The organism is Microbacterium sp. STF-2 (genome assembly GCF_034650155.1).
In the GTDB taxonomy this organism is placed as follows: Bacteria; Actinomycetota; Actinomycetes; order Actinomycetales; family Microbacteriaceae; genus Microbacterium; species Microbacterium maritypicum_A.
The window spans coordinates 559,858-585,272 of record NZ_JARKMW010000001.1 but is presented as its reverse complement, the minus strand read 5'-3'; the positions used below and the strand labels follow the sequence as shown (position 1 = coordinate 585,272).

The 25,415-nt window shown below is 68.1% G+C and carries 25 protein-coding genes and 1 tRNA gene; 18 read left to right on the top strand and 8 right to left on the bottom strand.

Annotation, left to right across the window (positions count from 1 at the left end):
- Positions 1–44 precede the first annotated feature (44 nt).
- Positions 45–2,597: an aminopeptidase N gene (gene pepN, locus MicroSTF_RS02820; protein ID WP_322953439.1), complete on the bottom strand. Its 2,553-nt coding sequence runs from the start codon at positions 2,595–2,597 to the stop codon at positions 45–47.
- 179 nt (positions 2,598–2,776) lie between these two features.
- On the opposite strand from pepN, the gene MicroSTF_RS02815 reads away from it, so the two are divergent.
- The 5 genes from MicroSTF_RS02815 to MicroSTF_RS02795 are packed head-to-tail and all read left to right on the top strand — an operon-like array spanning position 2,777 to position 7,662.
- Positions 2,777–3,961 carry a ferrochelatase gene (locus MicroSTF_RS02815; RefSeq protein WP_021200522.1) on the top strand — a complete coding sequence of 395 codons (1,185 nt, stop codon included), beginning with the start codon at positions 2,777–2,779 and terminating at the stop codon, positions 3,959–3,961.
- 38 nt (positions 3,962–3,999) lie between these two features.
- A complete protein-coding gene (locus MicroSTF_RS02810; protein ID WP_021200523.1) occupies positions 4,000–4,485 on the top strand; it encodes a ribose-5-phosphate isomerase in 486 nt (161 codons plus the stop codon).
- A 1-nt stretch (position 4,486) separates the two neighbouring features.
- Positions 4,487–5,485, top strand: a complete 999-nt coding sequence (locus MicroSTF_RS02805; RefSeq protein ID WP_315067933.1) for an Fpg/Nei family DNA glycosylase — start codon at positions 4,487–4,489, stop codon at positions 5,483–5,485.
- Between the two features lie 39 nt (positions 5,486–5,524).
- A complete protein-coding gene (locus tag MicroSTF_RS02800) occupies positions 5,525–6,169 on the top strand; it encodes an FMN-binding negative transcriptional regulator (protein WP_029259196.1) in 645 nt (214 codons plus the stop codon).
- The gene (locus tag MicroSTF_RS02795; protein WP_315067931.1) at positions 6,166–7,662 is read left to right on the top strand and encodes an amidohydrolase; all 1,497 of its coding nucleotides are present in this window, start codon (positions 6,166–6,168) and stop codon (positions 7,660–7,662) included. Before MicroSTF_RS02800 ends, MicroSTF_RS02795 begins: the two co-directional genes overlap by 4 nt.
- Positions 7,663–7,742: 80 nt before the next feature.
- Here the strand turns inward: MicroSTF_RS02795 and MicroSTF_RS02790 are convergent, their stop codons facing one another.
- Positions 7,743–8,228 (bottom strand): Dps family protein, encoded by a 486-nt coding sequence (locus MicroSTF_RS02790; protein ID WP_021200527.1) that lies wholly within the window; start codon positions 8,226–8,228, stop codon positions 7,743–7,745.
- 130 nt (positions 8,229–8,358) lie between these two features.
- On the opposite strand from MicroSTF_RS02790, the gene MicroSTF_RS02785 reads away from it, so the two are divergent.
- Positions 8,359–8,895, top strand: a complete 537-nt coding sequence (locus MicroSTF_RS02785) for a gamma carbonic anhydrase family protein (protein ID WP_029259199.1) — start codon at positions 8,359–8,361, stop codon at positions 8,893–8,895.
- Positions 8,896–8,925: 30 nt separating this feature from the next.
- Positions 8,926–8,999 (top strand) — tRNA-Ile (locus MicroSTF_RS02780).
- A 4-nt stretch (positions 9,000–9,003) separates the two neighbouring features.
- Here the strand turns inward: MicroSTF_RS02780 and MicroSTF_RS02775 are convergent.
- Entirely contained in the window at positions 9,004–9,630 is a 627-nt protein-coding gene (locus tag MicroSTF_RS02775) for a helix-turn-helix domain-containing protein (protein WP_029259200.1), read from the bottom strand.
- Positions 9,631–9,736: 106 nt separating this feature from the next.
- On the opposite strand from MicroSTF_RS02775, the gene MicroSTF_RS02770 reads away from it, so the two are divergent.
- A complete protein-coding gene (locus tag MicroSTF_RS02770) occupies positions 9,737–10,981 on the top strand; it encodes a globin domain-containing protein (RefSeq protein WP_315067927.1) in 1,245 nt (414 codons plus the stop codon).
- Between the two features lie 117 nt (positions 10,982–11,098).
- Positions 11,099–11,359: a DUF6458 family protein gene (locus MicroSTF_RS02765; RefSeq protein ID WP_021200531.1), complete on the top strand. Its 261-nt coding sequence runs from the start codon at positions 11,099–11,101 to the stop codon at positions 11,357–11,359.
- 44 nt (positions 11,360–11,403) lie between these two features.
- Here MicroSTF_RS02765 and MicroSTF_RS02760 read toward each other — a convergent pair whose 3' ends face one another.
- The 3 genes from MicroSTF_RS02760 to MicroSTF_RS02750 all read right to left on the bottom strand — a co-directional run bounded on the left by MicroSTF_RS02760 (position 11,404) and on the right by MicroSTF_RS02750 (position 13,631).
- Complete coding sequence (locus MicroSTF_RS02760; protein ID WP_021200532.1) at positions 11,404–11,721, bottom strand: hypothetical protein; 318 nt, start codon at positions 11,719–11,721, stop codon at positions 11,404–11,406.
- Positions 11,722–11,889: 168 nt separating this feature from the next.
- Positions 11,890–12,804: a helix-turn-helix transcriptional regulator gene (locus tag MicroSTF_RS02755; protein ID WP_029259202.1), complete on the bottom strand. Its 915-nt coding sequence runs from the start codon at positions 12,802–12,804 to the stop codon at positions 11,890–11,892.
- Between the two features lie 101 nt (positions 12,805–12,905).
- The gene (locus tag MicroSTF_RS02750; RefSeq protein ID WP_136024872.1) at positions 12,906–13,631 is read right to left on the bottom strand and encodes a 3'-5' exonuclease; all 726 of its coding nucleotides are present in this window, start codon (positions 13,629–13,631) and stop codon (positions 12,906–12,908) included.
- 66 nt (positions 13,632–13,697) lie between these two features.
- On the opposite strand from MicroSTF_RS02750, the gene MicroSTF_RS02745 reads away from it, so the two are divergent.
- The gene (locus tag MicroSTF_RS02745; RefSeq protein ID WP_315067919.1) at positions 13,698–14,597 is read left to right on the top strand and encodes an alpha/beta hydrolase; all 900 of its coding nucleotides are present in this window, start codon (positions 13,698–13,700) and stop codon (positions 14,595–14,597) included.
- Here MicroSTF_RS02745 and MicroSTF_RS02740 read toward each other — a convergent pair.
- Positions 14,569–15,042, bottom strand: coding sequence for an Lrp/AsnC family transcriptional regulator (locus MicroSTF_RS02740; RefSeq protein WP_021200536.1), 474 nt, complete (start codon positions 15,040–15,042; stop codon positions 14,569–14,571). The two genes, MicroSTF_RS02745 and MicroSTF_RS02740, sit on opposite strands and share 29 nt — an antisense overlap.
- Positions 15,043–15,213: 171 nt before the next feature.
- On the opposite strand from MicroSTF_RS02740, the gene pdhA reads away from it, so the two are divergent.
- From pdhA to MicroSTF_RS02725, 3 genes are read left to right on the top strand one after another with little or no spacing between them, the layout of a single operon-like run.
- Positions 15,214–16,335 (top strand): pyruvate dehydrogenase (acetyl-transferring) E1 component subunit alpha, encoded by a 1,122-nt coding sequence (gene pdhA / locus MicroSTF_RS02735; protein WP_029265400.1) that lies wholly within the window; start codon positions 15,214–15,216, stop codon positions 16,333–16,335.
- Entirely contained in the window at positions 16,332–17,342 is a 1,011-nt protein-coding gene (locus MicroSTF_RS02730) for an alpha-ketoacid dehydrogenase subunit beta (RefSeq protein ID WP_021200538.1), read from the top strand. The genes pdhA and MicroSTF_RS02730 overlap by 4 nt, the downstream gene beginning before the upstream one ends.
- The gene (locus MicroSTF_RS02725; RefSeq protein ID WP_029265399.1) at positions 17,339–18,694 is read left to right on the top strand and encodes a dihydrolipoamide acetyltransferase family protein; all 1,356 of its coding nucleotides are present in this window, start codon (positions 17,339–17,341) and stop codon (positions 18,692–18,694) included. The genes MicroSTF_RS02730 and MicroSTF_RS02725 overlap by 4 nt, the downstream gene beginning before the upstream one ends.
- Here the strand turns inward: MicroSTF_RS02725 and MicroSTF_RS02720 are convergent.
- Positions 18,687–19,295: a TetR/AcrR family transcriptional regulator gene (locus tag MicroSTF_RS02720; RefSeq protein WP_029265398.1), complete on the bottom strand. Its 609-nt coding sequence runs from the start codon at positions 19,293–19,295 to the stop codon at positions 18,687–18,689. The two genes, MicroSTF_RS02725 and MicroSTF_RS02720, sit on opposite strands and share 8 nt — an antisense overlap.
- Positions 19,296–19,405: 110 nt before the next feature.
- Here MicroSTF_RS02720 and MicroSTF_RS02715 point away from each other — a divergent pair, with 110 nt between their 5' ends.
- Genes MicroSTF_RS02715 through MicroSTF_RS02695 form a run of 5 tightly spaced genes read left to right on the top strand, consistent with a single transcriptional unit; the run spans position 19,406 to position 25,354 of the window.
- Entirely contained in the window at positions 19,406–20,959 is a 1,554-nt protein-coding gene (locus MicroSTF_RS02715; protein WP_051667856.1) for a carboxyl transferase domain-containing protein, read from the top strand.
- 11 nt (positions 20,960–20,970) lie between these two features.
- A complete protein-coding gene (locus MicroSTF_RS02710; RefSeq protein WP_322953421.1) occupies positions 20,971–22,902 on the top strand; it encodes an acetyl/propionyl/methylcrotonyl-CoA carboxylase subunit alpha in 1,932 nt (643 codons plus the stop codon).
- A 2-nt stretch (positions 22,903–22,904) separates the two neighbouring features.
- Positions 22,905–24,053 (top strand): acyl-CoA dehydrogenase family protein, encoded by a 1,149-nt coding sequence (locus MicroSTF_RS02705; RefSeq protein WP_029259209.1) that lies wholly within the window; start codon positions 22,905–22,907, stop codon positions 24,051–24,053.
- A 9-nt stretch (positions 24,054–24,062) separates the two neighbouring features.
- A complete protein-coding gene (locus MicroSTF_RS02700) occupies positions 24,063–24,551 on the top strand; it encodes a MaoC family dehydratase (RefSeq protein ID WP_029259210.1) in 489 nt (162 codons plus the stop codon).
- Positions 24,548–25,354: an HpcH/HpaI aldolase/citrate lyase family protein gene (locus tag MicroSTF_RS02695; protein WP_029259211.1), complete on the top strand. Its 807-nt coding sequence runs from the start codon at positions 24,548–24,550 to the stop codon at positions 25,352–25,354. Before MicroSTF_RS02700 ends, MicroSTF_RS02695 begins: the two co-directional genes overlap by 4 nt.
- Positions 25,355–25,415 lie beyond the last annotated feature (61 nt).

Here is a 25,415-nt window from a genome sequence, read left to right as displayed (position 1 = left end):
CCCAGGGCGAGACAGATGGTCTCCGTTTCGGATGTACTCCGGTATCAGTCCTCGGCGTCGCGCGCCTGCGCAGCGAGCGCCCGTTCGACATCGGCCAGATTCTCGAGCACGAGTCGGCGCAGTGCCGGTGCAGCGTCCTGGTGGGCGGCCAGCCAGCCGCGGGTCGCGTCGCGGAGGGCGATGTCGGCCAGGGCCGTCGGGAAGAGCCCGACGATCAGGTACTGCGCGATCTGATAGGTGCGCGACTCCCAGACGGGGAGCAGCATGTCGAAGTACGCGGGGACGAACTCGCTCAGCGCCGCTGCTCCGGACGGGTGCGTGAAGCCGAGTGCCGCCGAGCGGACGATCGTGTTCGGGGCGTCATCGCGCTCGATGAGCGACGCCCATGCGGCCTTCTTCGACGCCGAGTCCGGGAGAGAGGCGCGGGCCTGTGCCGCGAACTCCCCGCCCTTGGCGGTGTTGTCCGCGGCGAGAGCGGCATCGATGGTCGCGGCATCCGTCGCGCCGATCGTGGCGAGGCCCACGAGGAGCTGCCAGTTCAGGTCGGCATCGATCTCGAGCCCGGGCAGGGTGTCCTCGCCGGAGCGCAGACGCCCGACGATGCCGGCATGCTCCGGGGTGACCAGCGCGTTGGCGAAGGCGGTGACGAACTGCAGCTGGCTGTCGCTGCCCGGCTCGGCGGACTCCGCGAGACTCCACAGGCCGTCGGCGATCTTCAGCCGCGCCGCCTCGCGGTCGGCCGGCGTGACGTACAGCGTCGCCGCAGTGCGCAGCTGGGCGAGCGTGGTGCGCACCGTCGTCGACTCGGTCTCGCGACCGATGTTGCCCAGCACGAGGTCGAGGTACTCCGAGGCGCCGGTCTCGGCGTCGCGGGTCTGATCCCACGCGGCACCCCAGACGAGCGAGCGGGCGAGCGGGTCGTGGATGTCGGCGAGGTGCGCGATTGCGGTGGCGAGCGACTTCTCGTCGAGGCGGATCTTCGCGTAGGCGAGATCGTTGTCGTTGAGCAGCACGAGGTCGGGCCGGGCGAGACCCTGCAGCTCGGGCACCTCGGTGCGGTCGCCGTCGACGTCGACCTCGAGGTAGTGCGTGCGCGTGAGCGAACCGTCGGTCAGCGTGTAGAAGCCGATTCCGAGCCGGTGCGGACGAATCGTCGGGTAGTCCGCCGGCGCGGTCTGCGTGATCGCGAAGCGCGAGATCTTTCCATCGTGGTCCTCTGCGATGACCGGCTCGAGCGTGTTCACGCCGGCGGTCTCCAGCCACTTCTTCGACCAGGAACTGAGGTCGCGGCCGCTGGTGGCTTCCAGCTCCGAGAGCAGGTCGCTCAGCTCGGTGTTGCCCCAGGAGTGCTTCTGGAAGTACTGCGACACGCCCGCGAAGAACGCCTCGATGCCGACCCAGGCGGCGAGCTGCTTCAGGACGGAACCGCCCTTGGCGTATGTGATGCCGTCGAAGTTCACCTGCACGTCTTCGAGGTCGTTGATCTCGGCGACGATCGGGTGAGTGGACGGGAGCTGGTCCTGGCGGTAGGCCCAGGTCTTCTCCATGGCGTTGAACGTGGTCCACGCCTCGGTCCACTCGGTGGCCTCGGCGGTGGCGATGGTCGACGCCCACTCGGCGAACGACTCGTTCAGCCAGAGGTCGTTCCACCACTTCATGGTGACGAGGTCACCGAACCACATGTGGGCGAGCTCGTGCAGGATCGTGACGACGCGGCGCTCCTTGACAGCATCCGTCACCTTGCTGCGGAAGACGTAGGTCTCGGTGAAGGTGACCGCTCCCGCGTTCTCCATGGCGCCGGCGTTGAACTCCGGCACGAAGAGCTGGTCGTACTTGGCGAACGGGTACGGCACGCCGAACTTCGACTCGAAGTAGGCGAAGCCCTCGCGCGTCTTGTCGAAGATGTAGTCGGCGTCGAGGTGCTGCCACAGGCTCTTGCGGCCGTACACGCCCAGCGGGATGACACGGCCGGAGGCGCTCGTCAGCTCCGAGAAGGTCGATTCATACGGTCCGGCGACGAGTGCGGTGATGTACGACGAGATGCGCGGGGTCGGCTCGAAGCCCCAGGTGGCGGTGACGTCGTCGTCGTGCACGATGGGCTCGGGCGTGGGGGAGTTGGAGACGACCTTCCACGCGGCCGGTGCCGTCACGGTGAACTGGAACGTCGCCTTGAGGTCGGGCTGCTCGAAGACCGCGAACACGCGGCGCGAGTCGGGCACCTCGAACTGGGAGTAGAGGTAGACCTCGCCGTCGACGGGGTCGACGAAGCGGTGCAGTCCTTCTCCCGTGTTGGTGTATTCGCAGTCGGCGTCCATGACGAGGACATTCTCGGCCTGCAGCCCCGTGAGCGCGATGCGCGAGTCGGCGAAGACCTCATTCGGGTCCAACTGCTCGCCGTTGAGCGAGATCTCGCGCACCTCGCGGGCGATGAGGTCGATGAAGGTGAAGCCCTCCGGTGTCGCGGTGAAGCGCACCACGCTGCGGGAGCCGAACACTTCGGCGCCCTTGGTCAGATCGAGGGCGACTTCATAGGACTGAGTGTCGACGACGTCGCGGCGCTCCTGCGCTTCGATGCGGGTGAGGTTCTCTCCAGGCACAGCTGTACTCCCAGGGGTGAGGGGATGTCACCGGGGCTGGGCGCAGTTGGCGCCGACGGCAACCCTGACAGCCTACGCCAGTGCGACGGATGCCCTCTCGCAGCGGCGCAGGAACGGAAACGGATAGAAACGGTGAATGCGCGCACTCCCGCACTCCGCCGAGGTGGGAGGATGGAGGGGTGACTGCGATCGAGCCGAATGTCGTTCCCTTTGCTTCGCCTGCTGCCTCCGGCGGTGCGCCCTTCGTGACCACGCCGGTCGCCTACGACGCGATCCTTCTCGCCGGATTCGGCGGGCCGGAGGGTCAGGAAGACGTGATCCCGTTCCTCCGGAATGTGACGCGCGGGCGCGGCATCCCCGACGAACGACTCGAAGAGGTTGCACACCACTATCGTCACTTCGGCGGAGTGAGCCCGATCAACGGGCAGAACCGTGTGCTCAAGCAGGCGCTCGAGAACGCCCTGGTCGAGCGAGGCATCACGCTCCCTGTCTACTGGGGGAACCGCAACTGGGCCCCGTACCTGGAAGAGGTCGTCACCGAGGCGTCGGGCAACGGTCACAACACCCTCCTGGCTTTCGCCACCAGTGCATACAGCTCGTTCTCCAGTTGCCGTCAGTATCGCGAGGACTTCGCCCGCATCCTCGAGGAGACGGGCCTGGGCGAGACCGTGACGATCGACAAGATCCGTCCCTTCTACGATCACCCGGGGTTCGTCGAAGCGTTCGAGACCGGCGTGCGGGAGGCTGTCGAAGGCTTCCTCGCCGAGGGTGTCGCCGCAGCCGACATCCAGATCCTCTTCTCGACGCACAGCATCCCGACGGCCGATGCCGAGCGCTCCGGTGCACGGGACATCGACTGGGGCGAAGGCGGTGCGTACGCCGCACAGCATCTCGCCGTCGCCGCCTGGGTGATGGACCGCGTGCGGCAGACCGTTCCGGCATCCGCCGATGTGTCCTGGGAACTCGTCTACCAGTCCCGCTCCGGCCCCGCCTCGCAGCCGTGGCTCGAGCCCGATGTGTGCGACGTGATCGGCGAGCTGCCCGAGCGCGGTCGCAAGGCCGTCGCCGTCGTACCAGTGGGCTTCATGAGCGATCACATGGAGGTCCTGTGGGATCTCGACACCGAGGCGGCGGAGGCGGCGGAGGAAGCAGGTCTCTCCTTCACGCGCACTCCCACCCCGGGCGTGTCGCCCGCGTTCGTGACGGGCATCGTCGATCTGATCGAGGAACGTCTCCAGGGCCGTCCCAACGAGGAGCGCGCGCATGTCACCTCTCTTCCTGGCGGTTTCGACGTGTGCCGTCCCGGGTGCTGCGAGAACATCCGCGCGGGCTTCAAGCCGGCCGCGGCTGGTGTCGCCCCGTGACCTCTCGGTGATGCACGCGCACTTCTAGGATGGGAGTCATGCGCATCCACATCGCCACCGACCACGCGGGCCTCGACTTCTCCACCCAGCTGCAGGGACATCTGCGCGCAGCCGGACACGAGGTCGTCGATCACGGTCCGATCGAGTACGACGCGGTCGACGACTACCCCGCGTTCTGCATTCGCGCGGCTCAGGCGGTCATCGCCGATCAGCGGGCGGGCGTCGAAGCTCTGGGTGTGGTCTTCGGAGGTTCCGGAAACGGCGAGCAGATCGCTGCGAACAAGGTGGAAGGCGTCCGTGCCGCACTCGTGTGGAACCTCTCGACAGCAGAACTGGCCCGCGAGCACAACGACGCCAACGTGATCTCCATCGGCGCACGACAGCACACCTACGACGAGGTCACCTCGTTCATCGACCGTTTCATCGAGACGCCGTTCTCCGGAGACGAGCGCCACGTGCGGCGCATCGGCCAGATCGCGGACTTCGAACGCGACGGCTCCCTGCTCCCGGACCCGCGGGCCTGAGATGCCCGAGGGTCATTCCGTCCACCGGATCGCTCGTCAGTTCGACCGCAACTTCGTCGGCAAGACGCTGAGCGCCTCCAGCCCGCAGGGCCGGTTCGCCGAAGGTGCCGCGGTCCTCGACGGGCGCGCGGCGGTGAGCGTGCAGGCCGTCGGCAAGCAGATGTTCCTCGAGACGGAAGGCGATCTGTGGCTCCGCGTGCACCTCGGTCTGTACGGGGCGTGGGATTTCGCGGGCGAGATCCTCGTCGACCCGACCATCGCCTCGGCGAACGGGCGGATGGGCCAGACCAACCAGCGGGGTACCGTCCTCGACGAGCCGATCCTCGATGATGCGGGGGAGAACTCGCTGGCGTCGATCGGAGCCCCTCGACGCACCCGGGTGCATGTGCGCATGTCGGAGCAGACGAAGGGCCTCGCCGACGAGGGGATGGAGTGGCCTCCTCCTGTCGTGGGGCAGGTGCGCCTTCGCCTGATGACCGACATCACCGCAGCCGACCTCCGAGGACCGACCGCCTGTGTGCTGCAGACGCCCGAAGAGATGCTCGCCACCGTCGCCAAGCTGGGGCCCGATCCGCTCGTCGGCGATCCGGTCGAGAACGAAGAACGGTTCGTCCGGGCGGTCGGGAAGAAGCCGACGGTCATCGCACTCCTGCTCATGGACCAGTCGGTCGTGAGCGGCATCGGGAACGTGTACCGGGCCGAGATGCTGTTCCGGCAGCGGCTGAATCCGCACACACCTGGTCGGGATGTGCCCGAAGACGTCGTGCGTGCGCTCTGGAACGATTGGGTGCGGCTGCTCGCCGTCGGTGTGGAGACCGGGCAGATGATGACGATGGACGGTCTCACCGGTGCGGACTATCGAGCGGCGATGGCAAACCGCGACGACCGCCACTGGGTGTATCACCGCGCGGGGCTTCCGTGCCGCATCTGCGGGACGGAGATCGCCCTCGAGGAGATCGGCGCGCGCAAGCTCTACTGGTGCCCCCGTTGTCAGGCCTGACCACGCACCTGCCACCGCCATCCGTTCTAGGCTGATCGAATGCGACAGAATCCCAGCTTCACGCTGGCCGACGTGACCGAGATCCGCCGAGTGATCGAGGCGAATCCGTGGGCGACGATCATGAGCGCGGGCGATGACGGACTCGTCGCCTCTCACTACGCCGTTCTCCTCGACGAATCGCGCGACGACCTGACCGTCGTCGGGCACGTCGGCCGTCCGGACGATCTCATCCACGGCATGGGCCGGCGAGAGATGCTCGCGGTGTTCCAGGGCCCACACGGTTACGTGTCTCCGGGCTGGTACGGCGATGTCGCCGCCGTGCCGACGTGGAACTACACCGCCGTGCATCTGGCCGGCGTGCCCGAGATCCTCACGGACGAAGAGAACCTCGTCGTCCTCGACCGGCTGGTGGAGCGATTCGAATCGCGGATGCCCGAACCGAGGCGTATGTGGGAGCGTCCGAATGACCCGGGATACATCGAGCGGCTCGCTTCGGGGACTGTCGGCTTCCGGTTGACGCCGACCCGCGTCGTCGCCAAGAGGAAACTCAGTCAGAACAAGCCGCCGGAGACGATCGAGACGGTGATCGCCGCGCTGTCGACCGACGGACCGTATTCCAACCCGGCTCTCGCCGCGGAGATGCGGCGCGCACAGGACGCGCGCCGAGGAGGACGACAGCAGTGACAGAACGCGGAGCGGCGATCGACACCATCACGGCCGTGCGGATCGCGGGCCCCGGGCGTGAGTTCCTGATGGATGACGAGCCCGTGGACATCTTCATCGCCGACGGGCGCATCGTCGACATCGCGCCGACCGGTGCATTGCCGGCGCGGGGCGAGGTCATCCGCGGTGATGGCGCCTGGGCCGTTCCGGGGCTCTGGGACAACCACGTGCACACGGTGCAATGGGCTCTGGCATCGGAACGGGCGCCGCTCGGTCACGTGGGATCCGCCGCCGCTGCCGCCGCGGCGATGAGCGGTGTGGCCCCGTTGCCGGATGGACGTCGTGTCGGCACCGGTTTCCGTGACGCCCTGTGGTCGGATCGGCCGTCACTCGACCTCCTGGACGCGGCGACCGGGGACATCCCGACCTACCTCATCAATGCCGACGTCCACAGCGTCTGGCTCAACCGCGCGGCACTCGCTCGTGAGGGGTTCCGGAGCGATGACGGTGTGCTCCGCGAGACCGACGCCTTCGAGATCTCGCGGCGCCTCAACGCGGTTGACGCCGCCCATGGCGACCGCGCCATGATGCGCGCTGGAGAGCAGGCCGCCGCGCGCGGCATCACCGGCCTGGTCGACTTCGACATGGCGTGGAGTGCGGAAGCCTGGCCCCGACGGGTCCAGGCCGGCTTCGCCTGGCACCGTGTCGAGTTCGCGGTCTACCCCTTCGACCTCGACCGTGCGATCGGCGCCGGGTTGCGCACGGGAGAACTCCGCGAGGAGCACGACGTTCCGACACCGGGTAGAGGCCTGGTCCACGTCGGGCCGCTGAAGATCATCACCGACGGTTCGCTGGGCACGCGAACCGCCGCCTGCTCGCACTCCTATCCCGGTGACCCCGACAACTTCGGGATGCTCACCGTGCCTTCCGATGAACTCGTCGCGCTCCTGACCCGGGCGACAGGCGCTGGTCTGGGCGTGGCCGTGCATGCGATCGGCGACCGGGCGATCACCTCGGCGCTCGACGCCTTCACCACCACGGGCGCCGTCGGGTCGATCGAGCATGTGCAACTCGTCCGACACAGCGATCTCGCGCGGTTCGCGCGCCTCGGGGTGGTCGCCAGCGTCCAGCCGCAGCACGCCGTGGATGACCGTGATCTGGTGGATCGCCACTGGGCGGAGCAGACCGCGATCGGCTATCCGCTGGCATCGCTGCGCGACGCCGGCGTGCACCTGCGTTTCGGATCCGATGCACCCGTCGCCGAGCTCGACCCCTGGCACGCCATCGCGGCTGCGGTATCGCGCACCGACGACGCGCGGGAACCCTGGCATCCGGAAGAACGGATCACAATCGACCAGGCGCTCGAGGCGAGCGTGCGTTCGTCGGTGCGTCCGGGCGAGCCCGCCGACATCGCCCTCTGCGCTGCAGATCCTCGCACGGCGACAGGGGCGGACCTGCGATCCATGCCCATTCGCTCCACGATTCTGGCCGGATACGTCACCCACATCGGCTGATCTTCCGCACGCACGAAGCGCGCACGAAGAAGGGGCGATCCTCGGAGAACCGAGGATCGCCCCTTGCTGTGCCGATCAGATCAGGCGGCGATGTGCGAGACCAGGAACCAGCGGTCCTTCTCGAGGCCGCGCTGGATCTCGATCGCGACATCCTGGCTGGTGAGGTCGACCTCGTCGAGGCCGTCGACGGCGGCCTTGACATCGACGAGGATCGCGTCGATGTCAGAGATGACGGCGCGGATCAGTTCGTCCGACTGGGCGAAGCCGGCCGCGACGGAGGTGGTTCCCGCCTTGTCGGCGACTGCGTTGACGCGAGCGTCGATCGGCAGACCGAGCGCGACGATCCGCTCTGCGGCGGTGTCTGCGAAGTCACCGGCGTGAGCGACGATCGTGTCGAGCAACTCGTGGACGCCGATGAAGTTGGCGCCGCGGACATGCCAGTGTGCCTGCTTGCCGTTGATCGTCAGCGCCTGGAGGCCGAGCACGACAGGGGAGAGGAACTGGGCCGCCCCTGCAGCCACGGTCGGGTCGATGGCGGTGGTGGAAACGGTCTGTGCCTTGCTCATCTTGTGCTCCTCTGGAACGGGTTCTCGTATCTGATGAAGACAACGCTACTCAGCCTCATACATTCCGCAAGCAAGCTGAGGCTCGGCTCACTTCCGCGTGATTCCGGGGAAGTGAGGGTAGTCTCGCCTCATGAGCATCGCGTCCGGAGCCTCTGTCCTCGCCCTGCCGAACAGCACACCGTCGATCGACGCGACGGCTTTCGTCGCAGACGGGGCGCGCATCATCGGTGAAGTCTCCCTCGCCGCCGGTTCCAGCGTCTGGTACAACGCCGTGCTTCGTGGCGACTCGGCCGGGATCGTCATCGGTCCCGGCTCGAACGTGCAGGACAACGTCTCGGTGCATGTGGATGCCGGACACCCGGTCGTGATCGGTGCCAAGGTATCGGTCGGACACAATGCGGTCGTCCATGGCTGCACGATCGGCGACGGCACGCTGGTCGGCATGGGATCGGTGATCCTCAGCGGTGCGGTGATCGGTGAAGGCTGCCTCGTCGCCGGAGGCGCCGTCGTACTCGGCGGGACGGAGATCCCCGCCGGTTCCCTCGTCGCCGGTGTTCCCGCGAAGGTGCGTCGGGCACTCAGCGAAGAGGAGCGTGCGGGACTCATCGCCAACGCCGACATCTATCTGGGGCACTCGCAGACGCACTCGTCGGCTACCTCGGCCTGACGGCCCCGGCCGCTAGGCTGGGAGGAGTACGGGGCGGTGGCCAAGCTGGTTAAGGCAGTGGGCTCATAACCCAACGATCGCGGGTTCAAGTCCCGCCCGCCCTACTCCTCAGCCACGACCGCTCCCGGGTTCCCTCCGCCCGAGCAACAGCCGGCATTGCCGCGGCGAGACGAACGGATCCAACCGCTGCATCTCGAGCGGCCCGTCGCTGAGCTGGAGCACATCGCGGACGAGCTGGGCGTGAACGTCGCAGACGAGCGCCTGATCCTCCGCCAACAGCCCCTGATAGCGGCACGGAGCCAAGTCGAAGCGCAGCGCCGCTTCATCGACGACGGGGTCCAGACCGGCGTCGTCGAGGTGTTCGTAGAGGACGTCGACCTGACGCAGGGCGTCCTCCTCGAGCGCAGTCGGGGCATCGTCCGTCACGGCTCGGAGCATCCGCCCCCGCTCGCTCGCCCCGTCGACGCGCGCGCGCGTGACGGTGTTCGATGTCACGTCGCGCACAGGATGGAAGACGACGGACGGACGCCCTCGACCGCCGGACCTTCGTGTCTCACTGCGGATCAGCCCCTCGTCCTCCAACACCCGCAGATGATCCCGGACGGTGTTCAGCGGGATGCCGCTCTCCTCGGCGAGCGCGCCGGCGCGCCGGCCGGGCGCCTGTTGTATGGCGTGCAGCAGCTGGAGTCGACGCGGCTGAGTGAGTCCTCGGAAGTCATGGGCGCGACGGGGCATGTGGCGAGGATAGGCGGGCGCGAACAGTCCTGGACTCCTTTCCACCGGAAATAACCCGGTGAAAGACCCGGCGCGTACCCTCGCCGCGGGAAAGGGTGGGAGAACCATGACGATGAAGAGAAGGGAAGTCATGAAACTCTCAACGGAGTCCGAGGCGGTCGTGCGTGCGACCGCGGGAGTCGTCGCGCAGCATGCGGACGAGATCACGACGCTGTTCTACCGCGAGATGTTCGCCGCACATCCGGAACTGCTCCGTGTGTTCAATCGTGCAAACCAGGCGATAGGCGAGCAGCCCAAGGCGCTGGCCGCATCGGTGGTTGCGTTCGCCGTCCACCTCATCGACCCCGAGGCCCCCGATTTCACGCCCGTCATGCGCCGGATCGCTCACAAGCACGTCTCCCTGGGCATACAGGCACGCCAGTACACGATCGTCGGGCACCATCTCCTCGACGCTGTCCAGACGGTCCTGGGCGATGCCGTCACCCCCGAGGTCAGAGCCGCCTGGGACGAGGTCTACTGGCTCTTCGGCTGCTCGCTCATCGCGGAGGAGGCGAAGCTCTATGCGCAGGGCGGAACCGATCCCGAGCAGCCGTGGCGCACACACCGTGTCGTGGAGCGCGTGGTGGAGTCCGACGACGTCATCTCCCTGCTCCTCGCTCCCGTGGAGGGGGCAGTGGCCTCGCACCGTACCGGCCAGTACGTCGCCATCGCCGTCGACCTGCCGGATGGCTCCCGACAGCCGCGCCAATACACGATCTCCTCCGGGCCGCGAGGCGATTCGCTGCGGGTGACGGTGAAGCGGGTACGCGGTGAGGGCGGCCTGCCCGACGGCCTGGTGTCGACCTGGCTGCATGAGCACGCGCATCCCGGAACAGTGCTCGACGTATCGCAGCCGGCAGGCGATGTCGTGCTCGACGACGACGAGCACCCGCTGATCCTGGTGTCGGCGGGTATCGGCATCACTCCGATCGCTGCGATCGTCGAGGACCTGTCACGACGTTCTCCCGGCCGCACTGTGCGGCTCTTCCATGCGGACCGCGCCCACGACACGCACGCGCTGTATCCCTCACTTCGTCGTCAGGTGCTCGCGATGGACGACGCCAGGGCACAGAACTGGTACGCGAAGGACGCAGACGGGGCCCCGACCCTGCATCCCGCTCTTCCGGGCAGGATGGATCTCACCGATGTGGAGCTGCCGGACGACGCGGTCGTGTTCATGTGCGGACCGCTCGAGTTCATGCGGAACGCGAGAGCGACCCTTCTGCGCCGAGGAGTGCCCGCTGAGCGGATCGCCTACGAGGTCTTCGGCCCCGATCTCTGGCTGCAGCAGCCCGCGACCGACGCCGCCTGAGGTCTCCGCACACAGGGGGGAGGGGAACGGGCGCGCGGATGTCAAGCCCCTCCTCGGCGGTGCCGCACCACGCCATGCTTTCGATGTGCGGCACCGCGCCGCAGAACGGGAGGCACCATGAGCATCGGCAGCGGAATCGCGCTCTTCGTGATCGGGGCGATCCTCGTCTTCGCGATCAACGTCGACGTTCCCTGGGTCGACCTCGACATGGTCGGCTACATCCTGATGGGGGCCGGCGTCGTCGTCTTCCTCATCGGCATCGTGCTGCTCGCACGTCGGCGTCGCACCGAGACGGTGTCGCGCACCTTCGTCGATCCCGCCACCGGAGAGCCGACGACGCGTCGCTCCGTGAGCACCAGCGGCGACGAAGCGGTGTGAGCCCAGCCGCTGACGGCGTCCAGCTCGGAGGGTGTCGGGCGCCGTCAGTCGGCGGTGACGCTCTCGAGATGTTCCTCGACGAGCGTGATGCCACCGCTCGAACTCGCGGAATGAGCCAGCTCTTCGATCCACCTTCTGCTCAGCTCCGGCGTCTGTGCGTCCTGGAAGACGAAGCGGAGCGGGATCGAGGGATGCAGCCACAGGGTGGAACGTCCGGGCGCATCGCCGTCCGGGTGCCGCCACGAGAGGGTGAAGCTCTCGTTACGACGGAGCTTGGTGGCGATGACCACTTTGAGATGCGCGAGCGCGCGGTCATCGATGTGGATGGGAGTCTTCGCGTCGCCGTAGTAGAGGCTTCCCATCAGCCTGGGGACGATTCGTGGGGGTGGCGCGCGTGGACCATGGTTCTCCTCGGGGGCGTGCTCGCAGGACCGAGGTCCGGGACACTCGAACTCTAACCGCAGATCGCTCCGACGCCCCGCGCTCGCCCCCGACCCGCCGAGCGACGCGAAGAGAATATTCGTTCCCTGTCAGGTCGATGGCAGTGCGGGTGCCATCCCGTACGCCTCGCGGTAGGCCGAAGCGAACCGCGAGGAGTTGCTGAAGCCCCAGCGTCGAGCGACCTCGCCGACCGAGCGACCCCGACCGTTGCGGAGATCACGATGGGCGCCGTCGAGGCGCGCCCGACGCAGAGCATCCGCAGGCGTGATGTCGAGCGCCCGCCGGAACGCGTATTGCAGACCACGAGTGGAGATGTAGGACGCGGCCGCGACGTCGTCGATGGTGATCGCCAGATGCGCGTTCGCATCGATGTAGGCGAGCGCTCGGCGAACGGCCGCCGGTGCACCGGCGCGCTGCGCCGGGCGCCGCAGCGATTCGGAGAATGTGGTCGGGAACGCCGAAAGCGTGATCATCAGGGCATGGCGTTCGAGCTCGGCGACGAGCAGATCGTCTGCGATCCCGTCCCGCAGGGACTGGTCGAGGTAGGCGAACATCCGCTCCCACCGTTGGGAATCCATGACGGAGTGCGGCGCGAGTCCGGTCGTGCGAAGCTCTCGCCGATCATCCCCCGTGATCTGCCGCGCTCTGCTCTGCGCGGCCTGTTGGTCGAAGACGATGGCGCGAACGCGAGCCGACCGGTCCCATCTGGCCTCGACCTCAGTGCCGTCCGACATCCAGACGGCATCGGCGTCCAAGGAAGCGCGCCCCGACCAGACGCGCGCGTCCGGGGCGTCCACACGGCACACGAGCAACTGATCCTGCGGCTCGGCCCGCGAATGCACCTGAGCGGAAAGGCGATAGTCGACGAACGACGCGGTCTCGAGTTCCTCGGATCGCCAGTCGAATCGAAAGCTCCGCGGATCAGCATTCTGCAGAGAGGCCGAGGGAACGAACTGCTGCCACGTGGACTCGACCCGTTCGAGATCGACGGACGTGAACTGCATGGGCTGCTCCTCGTGCTTCGCGCCCTGATCCCACTCGAGGGCGCACCATCTGGAGCGTATCCCACGACACCTGATTCCGAGCCGAGGAGCAGCGACGCACGTCACTCCACGATGGGGCCGGCGTGCCGCACCGGCCAGCGTCCATCGAGCATGTCATCGGGTTCCAGACGTCCGATGCTCACGAAGTACTCGGTGAGGTTGGCTGCCTGCGAGCGGGCCCAGCCGATCTGGTGCGTGTGGAGCTGTACCGGATTCTCGGGGAGACGGAACTGACGGGCGAGCGCCTGCGCCACGCGCCCGGCGGCGATCGCATCCGCAGACGCTTCGTGGGCGCCCTCCAACGGGACGGCGTAGTGCGCCGCGACCACCTCGAGCGTGCGTCGACCGCGCCGGTAGCGGTCATACGCCTTGTCGATGACGAGCGGATCGATCACCGGTGCGGGGTCGGTGAGCGGGTCGACCCCGTGCCGAGCGGCTTCGCAGGCGAGCAGCGAGAAGTCGAACGACGCGTTGTATGCGACAACCGGCACACCCTGACGGAACAGGGACCGCAGGGCAGCAGTCACTTCGGCGACCACCTCAGGGACGGGCCGCCCGTGGGCTCGCGCGTGCGCCGTCGTGATCCCGTGCACCGCGGTTGCGCCGTCGGGGATCGGCACACCGGGGTCCGCAAGCCACGAACGGGCCGCGACCTGTCTGCCATCGGCGTCGAGGATACCGACGTAGGCGGTCACCACGCGGTCCGACTCGACGTCGACTCCGGTCGTTTCCAGATCGAACACCCCGACACGGGTGAGCCAGGCAGGAAGCGGGGGACCGGCTGGCATGGCTTCACGCTATGGTCGGCCGCGGACATTCAGGAGAAGGCGCACGGCGACTCGTAGACTCTGAGGATGACCGTGCCTTCCCCGTATGCGGACCGTCTTCGTCGTCTGCCCGTGCAACGCCACGAGGTCGAGGTGCGCGGGGCGACCACGGCGTACTGGGCGTATGGACCCGAAGACGCCGGGACGACCGTCGTCGCGGTGCACGGCTTCCGGGGCGAGCACCATGGCCTCGAACCGGTGCTCGCATACCTCCCCGAGGTGCGGGTGATCGCGCCCGACCTTCCGGGCTTCGGCGAGTCGGCCCCGCTGCCGGGGCGCCGTCACGATCTCGACGAGTACGCCGGATGGCTCACCGACTTCGCCGCCGAGGTCGCACCCGGTGCGGTCATCCTCGGCCACTCCTTCGGGTCGATCGTGACGGCCGCGGCGGTGGCCCGCGGATTGCAGACTCCGCGCCTGATCCTCATCAACCCCATCGGTGCCCCCGCGCTCGAGGGACCCAAGGGGCTCATGACGCGCCTGGCCGTGTTCTACTACGCCCTCGGCGCCCGGCTCCCGGAGAATCTCGGAACCGCGCTGCTGCGCAATCGGATCATCGTGCGGGTCATGAGCATCACGATGGCCAAGACGAAGGACCCCGAGCTCCGGCGGTTCATCCACGACCAGCATGACACCTACTTCTCCCGGTTCTCCGATCGTGATGTGCTCCACGATGCCTTCGTCGCGAGCGTCTCGCACGACGTCCGCGAGTTCGCGCCCGACATCGACGTTCCGACGCTCCTGGTGGCGGCCGAACGCGACGACATCACGCCGATCGAAGCGGAGCGGAAGCTGGCGACGCTCTTCCCGGACGCCGGGTTGGTCGAGATCGCCCACGTCGGGCATCTGATCCACTACGAGACGCCGGCGGAGGCCGCAGGGGCGATCCGGCGCTTCCTCAGGATTCCCGTCGTGCGAGGCCGATGAGGCCGGCCACACGGAACGGGATCACCTCGCCCATGGCGAGTGAGGTCTCGGTGCGTTCCACTCCCTCGATCGACAGGATGCGCGCGTCGGTGTCGAAGAGGTGACGCGCGTCGCGACAGGCCACGCGTGCGAGCAGATCGATCGATCCGCTGAGCCCATGCGCCTGCACGACTTCGGGAATCCGGGCGAGTTCGTTGATGATGCGAGGAAGCTCTGTCTGGCGGACGCCGATGCTCACGAACGCCTGCAACGGGAATCCGAGCACGTCAGGCGAGAACGACCTCTCGTAGGACAGGAAGATCCCGCTCTGCTCGAGACGTGCCATCCGCGCCTGGATCGTGTTGCGGGACAGGCCCAGGCTCTCCGCGAGCGCGACGATCGTGGTCCTCGGGTCGTCAGCGAGTGCGGCGAGAAGCTCGAGATCGATGCGGTCCAGTCCTGGCATAGTGCCAAACCTTAGCAGGAGCCTTCCGTGCCAAATTGAGCAACATGCTCAAGCCCTTTCAGAATGCTTGAGCGAGGTGTTGAGCAGACGTACTCTCAGACCATGCCGGTGATGACGCTGGCATCAGTGCGCGGAGCCTCACGAGGGCCGCCGAGGACGAGGAGGACGACGATGTCACCGCAGATCACCCCCATCGCAGACACCGCCCAGGATCTGGAGCTCTCGGAGCGCATCCTGAATCCGGACGGCAGTCGCATCGCGAACCCTCGGCTGGATCCTTTCGTCGCCGACGTCGACAGTGCGCAACTGCGTTCACTGCTGCGGGACATGGTCATCCTCCGGCGGATCGACGCCGAAGGCGTCGCCCTGCAGCGCCAGGGACAGCTCGGCCTCTGGGCACCCTGCCAGGGGCAGGAGGCGACCCAGATCGGCACGGCACGCGCCATCGCGCCGGAGGACTACGTGTTCCCGAGCTACCGGGAAACCGGGGTAATCTACGCGCGCGGCGCCCAGCCGGGCGACTATGTGCGCATGTGGCGCGGCGAGGAGGGCGCCGCGTACGATCCGGCCGCACTCGGGGTCGCGCCCTTGCAGATCATCATCGGTGCCCAGACACTGCACGCCGTCGGCTATGCCTTGGGCATCCAGCACGATGGCGCCAAGGAAGTCGCGGTCACGTACTTCGGCGACGGTGCCACCAGTCAGGGCGATGTCAACGAGGCGATGATCTTCGCCGCCTCGTACCAGGCCCCCGTGGTCTTCGTCTGCCAGAACAACCACTGGGCGATCTCGGAGCCCGTCTCCGTGCAGTCGCAGTATCCGATCGCCGGGCGGGCTCCGGGGTTCGGTATCCCCAGCGTCCGCGTCGACGGCAACGATGTGCTCGCCTGCATGGCTGCCATGCGCTGGGCCCTCGATCATGCACGTGCCGGCAAGGGGCCCGCCTATATCGAGGCGGTCACGTATCGAATGGGGCCGCACACCACGGCCGATGACCCGACGCGCTACCGTGACCAGGACGAACTCGAATCCTGGCGCCGACGCGATCCGATCGCACGGCTGGAAGCCCATCTGCGCGCCACGGGAGATCTGACCGACGAGCACCTCGCCGAGACCCAGGCGGCAGCAGACGCGGTGGCGAAGGAGATGCGCGCCGCATGCCTCGGCATGGTCACGCGCCCGCCCCTCGCGGTCTTCGACGGCGTCTACGCCGAACCGCACACCGGGCTCGAGCGTCAGCGTGGTGAGTACGCCGCGTACCTCGCCTCCTTCGAGGGCGAGGCCGGCGCATGACCGAACTGACCCTCGGAAAGGCGCTCGGCGCGGGACTGCGTCAGGCGATGCGCGACGACGACAAGGTGGTGCTGCTCGGAGAGGACATCGGGAAACTCGGTGGCGTCTTCCGCATCACCGACGGGCTGCTCGACGAGTTCGGCGCAGCGCGGGTGATCGACACTCCGCTCGCGGAGTCGGGCATCGTCGGAACAGCCGTGGGCCTGGCGTTCCGCGGTTATCGGCCGGTGGTCGAGATCCAGTTCGACGGCTTCGTGTACCCCGCGTTCGACCAGATCGTCGCTCAGGTCGCGAAGCTGCACTACCGCACCCAGGGCCGGGTGAAGATGCCGATCACCATCCGCATCCCGTGGGCAGGAGGCATCGGCGCCGCCGAGCATCACTCGGAGTCCCCGGAGGCCTACTTCGTGCACACGGCCGGTCTGCGCGTGATCGCGGTCTCGAACCCGGAGGACGCGTACCGCAGCCTGCGACAGGCGATCGCCTCCGACGATCCGGTGATCTTCTTCGAGCCGAAACGCCTGTACCACCACAAGGGCGATGTCGATCTGGAGGCGCCGCTCGCGGACGCAGCGCCCATGGGACTCGCGCGCGTCGTGCGCACCGGGAACGACGCGACCCTGATCACCTACGGGGCGATGGTCTCCACGGCGCTTCAGGCGGCCGACGCGGCAGCGGACGAGGGCGTCTCTCTCGAGGTCATCGACCTCCGCTCGCTCTCACCGGTGGACTACGACTCGGTCGCCGCCTCGGTGCGCAAGACGGGACGCGTGGTCGTCGCCCACGAGGCCTCTCGCGAGGCCGGCGTCGCAGCCGAGGTGATCGCGAGCATCACGGAGCGCTGCTTCGAGTACCTCGAGTCGGCGCCGTTGCGCGTCACCGGACACGACGTCCCCTACCCGCCCGCAAAGCTCGAGAAGTATCACCTTCCCGATCTCGATCGGCTGCTCGATGCCGTCGACCGGGTGCTGGACCGACCGAACAGTCTGACGGGAGCAGGGGCATGATCGCGGAGTTCCGTCTTCCGGACCTCGGAGAGGGACTGACCGAAGCCGAGGTGGTGACCTGGCTCGTCGCCCCCGGCGACGCGGTCTCGCTCAACCAGACTCTCGCGGAGGTGGAGACGGCGAAAGCGGTCGTCGAGCTGCCCTCGCCCTATGAGGGCACGGTATCGGCCCTGCACGCCGAGGCCGGCCAGACGGTCGCCGTCGGTGCTCCGCTGATCGCCTTCGATGTGGTGGGGGAGGACGAGGATGGGCCCGCACCCGCGTCGGATTCCGAGGAGAAGGCGCAGCCGAACCTCGTCGGCTACGGTGCCGCCCCCACGACCGCCGGCCGCCCTGCGCGACGGGCTCGGCGCATCGGAGCCACCCCGGCACCGGTCGACACGGCCGTTCTCGAGGCCGCACCGCATGACGCCAGCCCCTCGGCAGCCGTGGATGCGGTCATCGAACGGCCGCGCTCCACCCCGCCCGTGCGCGCTCATGCCAAGCGTCTCGGCATCGATCTCGTGCTGGTCGCCGCCGACGTGGGGGACCGAGTCATCACCCGCCGCGACGTCGACGAATACGCAGAGCGGATCGCCCACCGCACGCCGCGTGCCGACGACCTGTCGTCGACGCCCACCCCGTCGAACGCGTCAGTGCTCACAGACGCGGAGCGAGAGACCCGCATCCCCATCCGCGGCGTGCGCAAGCACACGGCGGCGGCGATGGTGCAGAGCGCGTTCACGGCCCCCCATGTCACGGTCTTCCACACGGTCGACGTGACCGCGACGATGGACCTGTTGTCGAGTCTTCGCGACGATCGCTCCCTCAGCGCACACCGGATCGGCCCGCTCGCGGTGGTCGCGAAGGCCGTCTGTCTCGCTCTGAGCCGCACGCCCGGGCTCAACTCGCGTTGGGACGAGGCCGCCGGGGAGATCGTCCAGCACAACTACGTCGACCTGGGGATCGCCGCCGCGACGGATCGGGGCCTCATCGTCCCGATGATCCGTGATGCGGAGCAGTTGACCCTCGTCGGTCTCGCGGATGCCGTGAAGTCGCTGGCCGAGGTGGCCCGTGCGGGGAAGACCTCGCCGGCGGAACTCGCAGGCGGCACGTTCTCGATCTCGAACATCGGAGTCTTCGGCGTCGATGCCGGCACGCCCATCCTGCCCCCGGGGCAATCCGGGATCCTGGCCGTCGGAGCAGTGCGTCGTCAGCCGTGGGAGCACCACGGCGAGATCGCCCTGCGGCAGATGATGACCCTCAGCCTCTCGTTCGATCACCGTCTGGTCGACGGAGCCGAGGGGGCGAGCTTCCTCAAGGATGTCGCCGACATCCTCGAAGAGCCCGGACGGGCGATGCTGCTCAGGTAGTCGCGCGCAGAGCCGCGTCCGCCATCGCGATCAGTACGGTCGCGGTGGCGGAATGCCGCCTGGCGGCGGCACGGGTGCTGTGCGGAGTCGAGTTGATGAGCCCGAAGCATGCCTGCACGCGCAACCGCAGCTCATCCTGATCCGCGCCGCCGCCCGGCGTCGCATGCAACGGCGACAAGGCTGCCATCCACAACTCGATGTACGCGCGCTGGAGGCGGCGGACCTCGGCCCGGTCCGTCTCGGAGAGGAACGCGACATCACGGTCCTGCACCTGGATGACCTCGGCATTGCCCAGCGCGAACTCGACATGGAAGCCGATCAGCGCACGCATCCGCTCGTCGGGGGTCGGAGTTTCCTCGGAGACCTGCCGTCCACCGCGGATCAGATCCTGACTCACCTTGACGAGTACGGCCCCGAGCAGTGCCTGCTTGCCGGCGAAGTGACGGTAGACGGCCGGTCCGGATACGCCGACGGCAGCCCCGATGTCCTCCAGGCTCACGCCGCTGTATCCACGCGCGGCGAAGAGACGCGCGGCAGCGTGCAGGATCGCATCCGACCGTTCAGCCTTGGCGCGGTCTCGGGCGGTGACCGGGCTTGTCATCTCAGTTAATCCTCGCTAACCTGAATCAACGGGTTAGTGAACACTAACCGAAAGTGCATGCACCGCGCCAGGGCCCGCCCTCGCGGACGTGGGTCGAGGAGGACATCACGATGCCGGCAACCCAGGAGTCTCTCGCGCAAGAGCTGCGAGACCGCCTCGCGACCGCGGCCCGCGGCGGACCGGAGGCGTCCCGCGAACGCCACGTCGCGCGCGGCAAGCTTCTCCCGCGGGACCGCGTCGCTCGGGTGCTCGATGAAGGCAGCCCGTTCCTGGAAGTCGCCCCCCTCGCGGCCGACGGCCTGTACGGGGGAGAGGCGCCCGGTGCCGGGGTGATCGCCGGGATCGGACTCGTCCACGGTCGCCACGTCATGGTGGTCTGCAACGACGCGACGGTGAAGGGCGGCACGTACTACCCCCTCACGGTCAAGAAGCATCTGCGTGCGCAGGAGATCGCCCTCGAGAATCGCCTGCCTTGTCTGTACCTGGTCGACTCGGGAGGCGCCTTCCTCCCGAAGCAGGACGAGGTCTTCCCGGATCGGGAGCATTTCGGCCGGATCTTCTTCAACCAGGCGCGTATGTCCGCCGAAGGGATCCCTCAGCTCGCCGCAGTTCTCGGTTCCTGCACGGCGGGTGGCGCCTATGTCCCCGCCATGAGCGACGAGACCGTGATCGTCCGCGGCCAGGGAACGATCTTCCTCGGGGGGCCGCCCCTGGTGAAGGCCGCGATCGGCGAGATCGTGACCGCAGAGGAACTGGGCGGGGGAGAACTGCACGCACGACGCAGCGGTGTGGTCGACCATCTCGCGGAAGACGACGAGCACGCCCTCGAGATCCTGCGCGATATCGTCGCCACGCTCCCCGCACCCGCAGCTCCGGCCTGGGACGTGGCGCCCAGCCGACCGCCGTCCGAGTCCTCCAGCCTCTACGACGCGGTTCCCGTCGACGTGAATGCCGCGTACGACGTGCACGAGGTCATCTCACGCCTCGTCGACGGCGACACGTTCCTCGAGTTCAAGCCCGAGTACGGCACGACCCTGGTCACCGGTTTCGCCCGACTCCACGGTCATCCCATCGGCATCGTCGCGAACAACGGCGTGCTGTTCAGCGAGTCCGCGCTCAAGGGCGCCCACTTCATCGAGCTGTGCGACCAGCGCGGGATCCCGCTGTTGTTCCTGCAGAACATCACCGGGTTCATGGTCGGCTCCGACGCCGAGGCCGGAGGCATCGCGAAGGACGGCGCGAAGATGGTCACTGCGGTCGCAAGCACACGGGTGCCGAAGCTCACGGTCATCATCGGAGGTTCTTTCGGGGCCGGCAACTACTCCATGTGCGGCCGTGCCTACTCGCCCCGCTTCCTGTGGACGTGGCCTGCGAGCCGCATCTCCGTGATGGGCGGCGCGCAGGCGGCGTCGGTGCTCGCCACCGTCAAGGAGGATCAGCTGACCGCGCGCGGCGATGCCTGGAGCGGCGAGGACCGTGCGGCGTTCGAGGCTCCGATCCGTGAGCAGTACGAGCACCAGGGCGAGCCCTATTACGCCACAGCCCGACTCTGGGACGACGGGATCGTCGACCCTGCACAGACCCGCGACCTCCTGGGGCTCTCCCTCGACGTCATCTCCCGCAGCCCGCTGCCCGAACCGCGCTTCGGCGTCTTCCGGATGTGAGTGTCTTGTCCATGACCACGACGTCGTCGTCGAACACCGTCTCCTTCCACACCGTTCTCGTCGCCAACCGCGGGGAGATCGCCCGACGGGTGATCCGCACCCTGCGCACGCTCGGCATCCGCAGCGTCGCCGTCTACAGCGACGCCGACGTCGCGGCACCCCACGTGCGAGAGGCCGATGTCGCCGTGAGAATCGGCCCGGCACCGGCTGCGGAGTCGTACCTCGACATCGATGCCGTCATCGCGGCGGCTCGGCGCAGCGGCGCGCAAGCCATCCACCCCGGCTACGGATTCCTCTCCGAGAGCGTCGGACTCGCCGAGGCCTGCGCCGAGAGCGGCATCGTCTTCATCGGCCCGTCGGTGGAGGCCCTGCAGATCATGGGCGACAAGGCACGCGCTCGCGAGCACGTCCTGCGTTTCGGCGTTCCGGTCGTCCCCGGTTTCGACGCCAAAGGCCTGTCCGACGTCGAGATCGCCGAAGAGGCGGAGAACGTCGGATACCCACTGCTGGTCAAGCCCAGCGCCGGCGGAGGCGGCAAGGGCATGGAGGTCGTCGCCGACTCGACGGGGCTGCGCTCTGCGCTCGCCTCGGCCCGGCGCGTGGCGGCCGCGGCGTTCGGCGATGATGCGCTCATCCTCGAACGCCTGATCAGACGTCCGCGGCACATCGAGGTGCAGGTCTTCGGAGACGCGCACGGCACGGTCATCGCGCTCGGGGAACGGGAGTGCACCCTGCAGCGACGGCACCAGAAGGTCGTCGAGGAGGCGCCGTCGGCAGGCATCCCCCCGCACACCCGGGAGCGACTGCTCTCAGCCGCCGTGCTGGCGGCTGAGAGCGTCGAATACATCGGGGCCGGCACGGTCGAGTTCCTCATCGACGCCGATGCGCCGGACGAGGTGTTCTTCATCGAGATGAACACCCGCCTCCAGGTGGAACATCCGGTCACCGAGGAGGTCACCGGACTCGATCTCGTCGCCCTTCAACTCCGCGCGGCCGATGGGCTTCCGCTGGATGTCTCGCCGCGTCTGCGCGGTCACGCTGTGGAGGCGCGCGTGTATGCGGAATCGCCCGAGCGCGGCTTCCTCCCCTCCACCGGGAACGTGCTGTTGTTCGAACCGCCCGTCGGTGTGCGCGTCGACGCGGCGATCGAGACCGGAAGCGAGGTGACCGGGTTCTACGATCCGATGATCGCGAAGGTGATCGCCTTCGCGGACGACCGTGCCACGGCACTCGCGAGGCTCGACGAGGCGCTCGCACGCACGGTCGTGCTGGGCGTCGAGACCAACATCGCGTTCCTGCGAACTCTCTGCCGGGACGCGCGCGTGATCGCGGGGGATCTCGACACGGGACTCATCGAGACCCTGCTTCCCCTCGACGCGCAGACACCGTCGACCGCGCAGCTCGCTGCCGCGAAGGATGCCATCTCGGAGCTCCGCGCGCCGGTGCGGACCAGCCCTCTGTGGCGAGAGCTGCAGGGATGGCGCCTGGGAGCGGAGAACACGGTGGTCGCCCCGTTCGTGGCGCTCACGGATGACGATGAAGAGGTCGAGCTCCACGAGGCCCCGTCCCCACGATCTCGAGTCTCCGTGCGTGCCGCTGTCGACGGCGACGGCGCGGTCTGGGTGGCCGAGGACGGACACACGGTCCGCCTGCGTCCCCTCGACAGAAGGCAGCGGATGCGGCGTCGGCTGTCGGCGCGCGAGGCGGGATCCGGGGCGACGGAACCGGAGGGACGGGCCCCGATGCCGGGCAGCGTCGTGGCGGTTCACGCCGCGGACGGGGAGAGGGTCTCCGCCGGCGACCCGCTCGTCTCGATCGAGGCGATGAAGATGGAGCACCCGGTGCTCGCACCGCACGACGGTGTGGTGCACCTGCTGGTCGCGGTGGGCGATCAGGTGCGGCGCGACCAACCGGTCGCCCGTGTGATGACGGAGGAGAGCTGAGCATGGAAGATCTGACCGCGGAGGAGCGCGAGCTCGCCGCCATGGTGCGGGAGTTCGCAGACACGGTCGTCGCGCCGCAGGCCTATGAGGCCGACCGCACCCATACGCTCTCGATGGACGTCGTGGCGCAGATGGGCGATCTCGGCCTGTTCGGCCTGCCGTTTCCCGAGGAGTACGGGGGACAGGGCGGCGACTACATGGCGCTCGGCATCGCGATCGAGGCGCTCGGCCGCGTGGATCAGTCCATCGCGATCACGCTCGAAGCAGGGGTCAGCCTCGGCGCCATGCCGATCTTCCGCTTCGGCACCGAGGAGCAGCGCCAGGAACTGCTGCCCGATCTGCTCGCCGGACGGGCGCTGGCGGGCTTCGGCCTCACCGAGCCGGAGGCGGGCAGCGACGCCGGCGCGACCAGGACCACGGCCCGACTCGACGGCGACGAGTGGGTCATCGACGGCTCCAAGCAGTTCATCACCAACTCCGGTACCCCGATCACGCGCTTCGTCACGGTCACCGCGGTGACCGGGAACGAGGACGGTCGCAAGGAGATCTCGACGATCATCGTGCCCAACGGCACCCCGGGATTCACGGTCGAGGCCCCCTACGACAAGGTGGGCTGGAACGCCTCCGACACGCATCCGCTGACTTTCGACGGGGCGCGGGTGCCCGCCTCGAACCTGCTCGGCCCACGGGGGAGCGGCTTCCGCAGCTTCCTGAGCATCCTCGACGAAGGCCGCATCGCCATCGCAGCTCTCTCGACGGGGGCGGCGGAGGGCTGCCTGGAGGCGGCGGTGGACTACGCGAAGAGCCGCACGATCTTCGGTGCCGCATTGAGCACGCGCCAGAATGCCCAGTTCACGCTGGCGCGGATGCGGGCCCGGGTTCACACCGCTCGACTCGCCTGGCATCATGCCGCGCGGTTGCGGGATGCCGGCAAGCCGTTCGCCGAAGCAGCGGCCATCGCGAAGCTCGTCGGCGGAGAGGCCGCGATGGACAACGCCAGGGATGCGACGCAGATCTTCGGGGGAAACGGGTTCATGAACGAGTTCCCCGTCGGCCGTCATTACCGTGACTCCAAGATCCTCGAGATCGGCGAGGGCACCACCGAGGTGCAGCTCCTCGTCATCGCGCGCGGACTCGGACTCGCCGGGTAGCGTGGCGGTATGACCACGCACGACATCCTGCAGCGGGGGCTGTACTACGAGGAGTTCGCGGTCGACGGCCGCTACCTGCATCGCCCTGGGCGCACGGCGACCGAGGCCGACAACGTTCTCTTCACGACCCTCACGATGAATACGCAGGCGCTGCATCTCGACGCGGCCTTCGCCGAGGCCCAGGATCCGTTCCATGCGCGGCTGATGAACTCGATGTGGACGCTGTCGACGATGGTGGGATCATCGGTCGCGCAGCTGACCCAGGGAACTCTCGTCGCGCAGCTCGGTTTCGGCGACGTGGCTTTCCCGCATCCGCTGTTCGCCGGCGACACGCTCTACACCGAGAGCGTCGTCGTGGAGAAACGGCTCTCCTCGTCCCGACCGGGGCAGGGAATCGTGAAGATCGCGCACACCGGACGCAATCAGGACGGAACGGTGGTCGCCACTGCCGTGCGCTCGGTGTTGGTGCACTGCCTTCCGGAAGGTCCCGCCGCATGAGCTTCGACCTCGGCCCTGCTCTGCTGTTCTGCCCCGCCGATCGACCCGAGCGTTTCCAGAAGGCCGCCGAGCGCGCCGATGCGATCATCCTCGACCTCGAGGATGCGGTGCTCCCGGATGCGAAGGACGCCGCGCGCAGGAATGTCATCGAAGCCGACCTCGACCCCGGCCGCGTCATCGTGCGCGTGAATGCCGCGGACAGCGACGCCTTCACCGCCGACCTCGCGATGCTGGCGAAGACGGACTTCCGCACCGTGATGGTGGCGAAGACGGAGAGCGCGGAGAGCCTCTCAGCGTTCGACGACCGTTACTCGCTGATCGCTCTGTGCGAGACCGCCCGTGGCGTGCACGCCGCAGACCGCATCGCCGCGCACCCACGGGTCACAGCGATGATGTGGGGGGCCGAGGATCTCGTGGCCTCCCTCGGTGGCACGTCGTCCCGGAATGCCGATGGGGGCTATCGCGACATCGCCCGCTATGCCCGCGCGCGCATCCTCCTCGAGGCTGGGGCCCGGGGCAAAGCCGCCATCGATGCCGTGCACATCGCTCTCGACGACGCCGAGGGCCTCGATCGCGAGGCGCGCGATGCCGCCGCGTCGGGCTTTCGCGCGACGGCGTGCATCCATCCCAACCAGGTGGCGGCGATCCGGGCCGCCTACCGACCCGACGAGACGACCGTGGCATGGGCGCGTGCGGTCCTCCTCGCCGCAGCGGCAGAGCGCGGTGTATTCCGGTTCGAGGGACGGATGATCGACGAACCAGTGCTCCGGCACGCGCGCTCCGTCGTCTCTCGTGCCGGCTGATCGCCGCCTCGGCTGATCAGGGCAGCAGCTGATCAGGGCAGCAGCTGATCAGGGCAGCAGC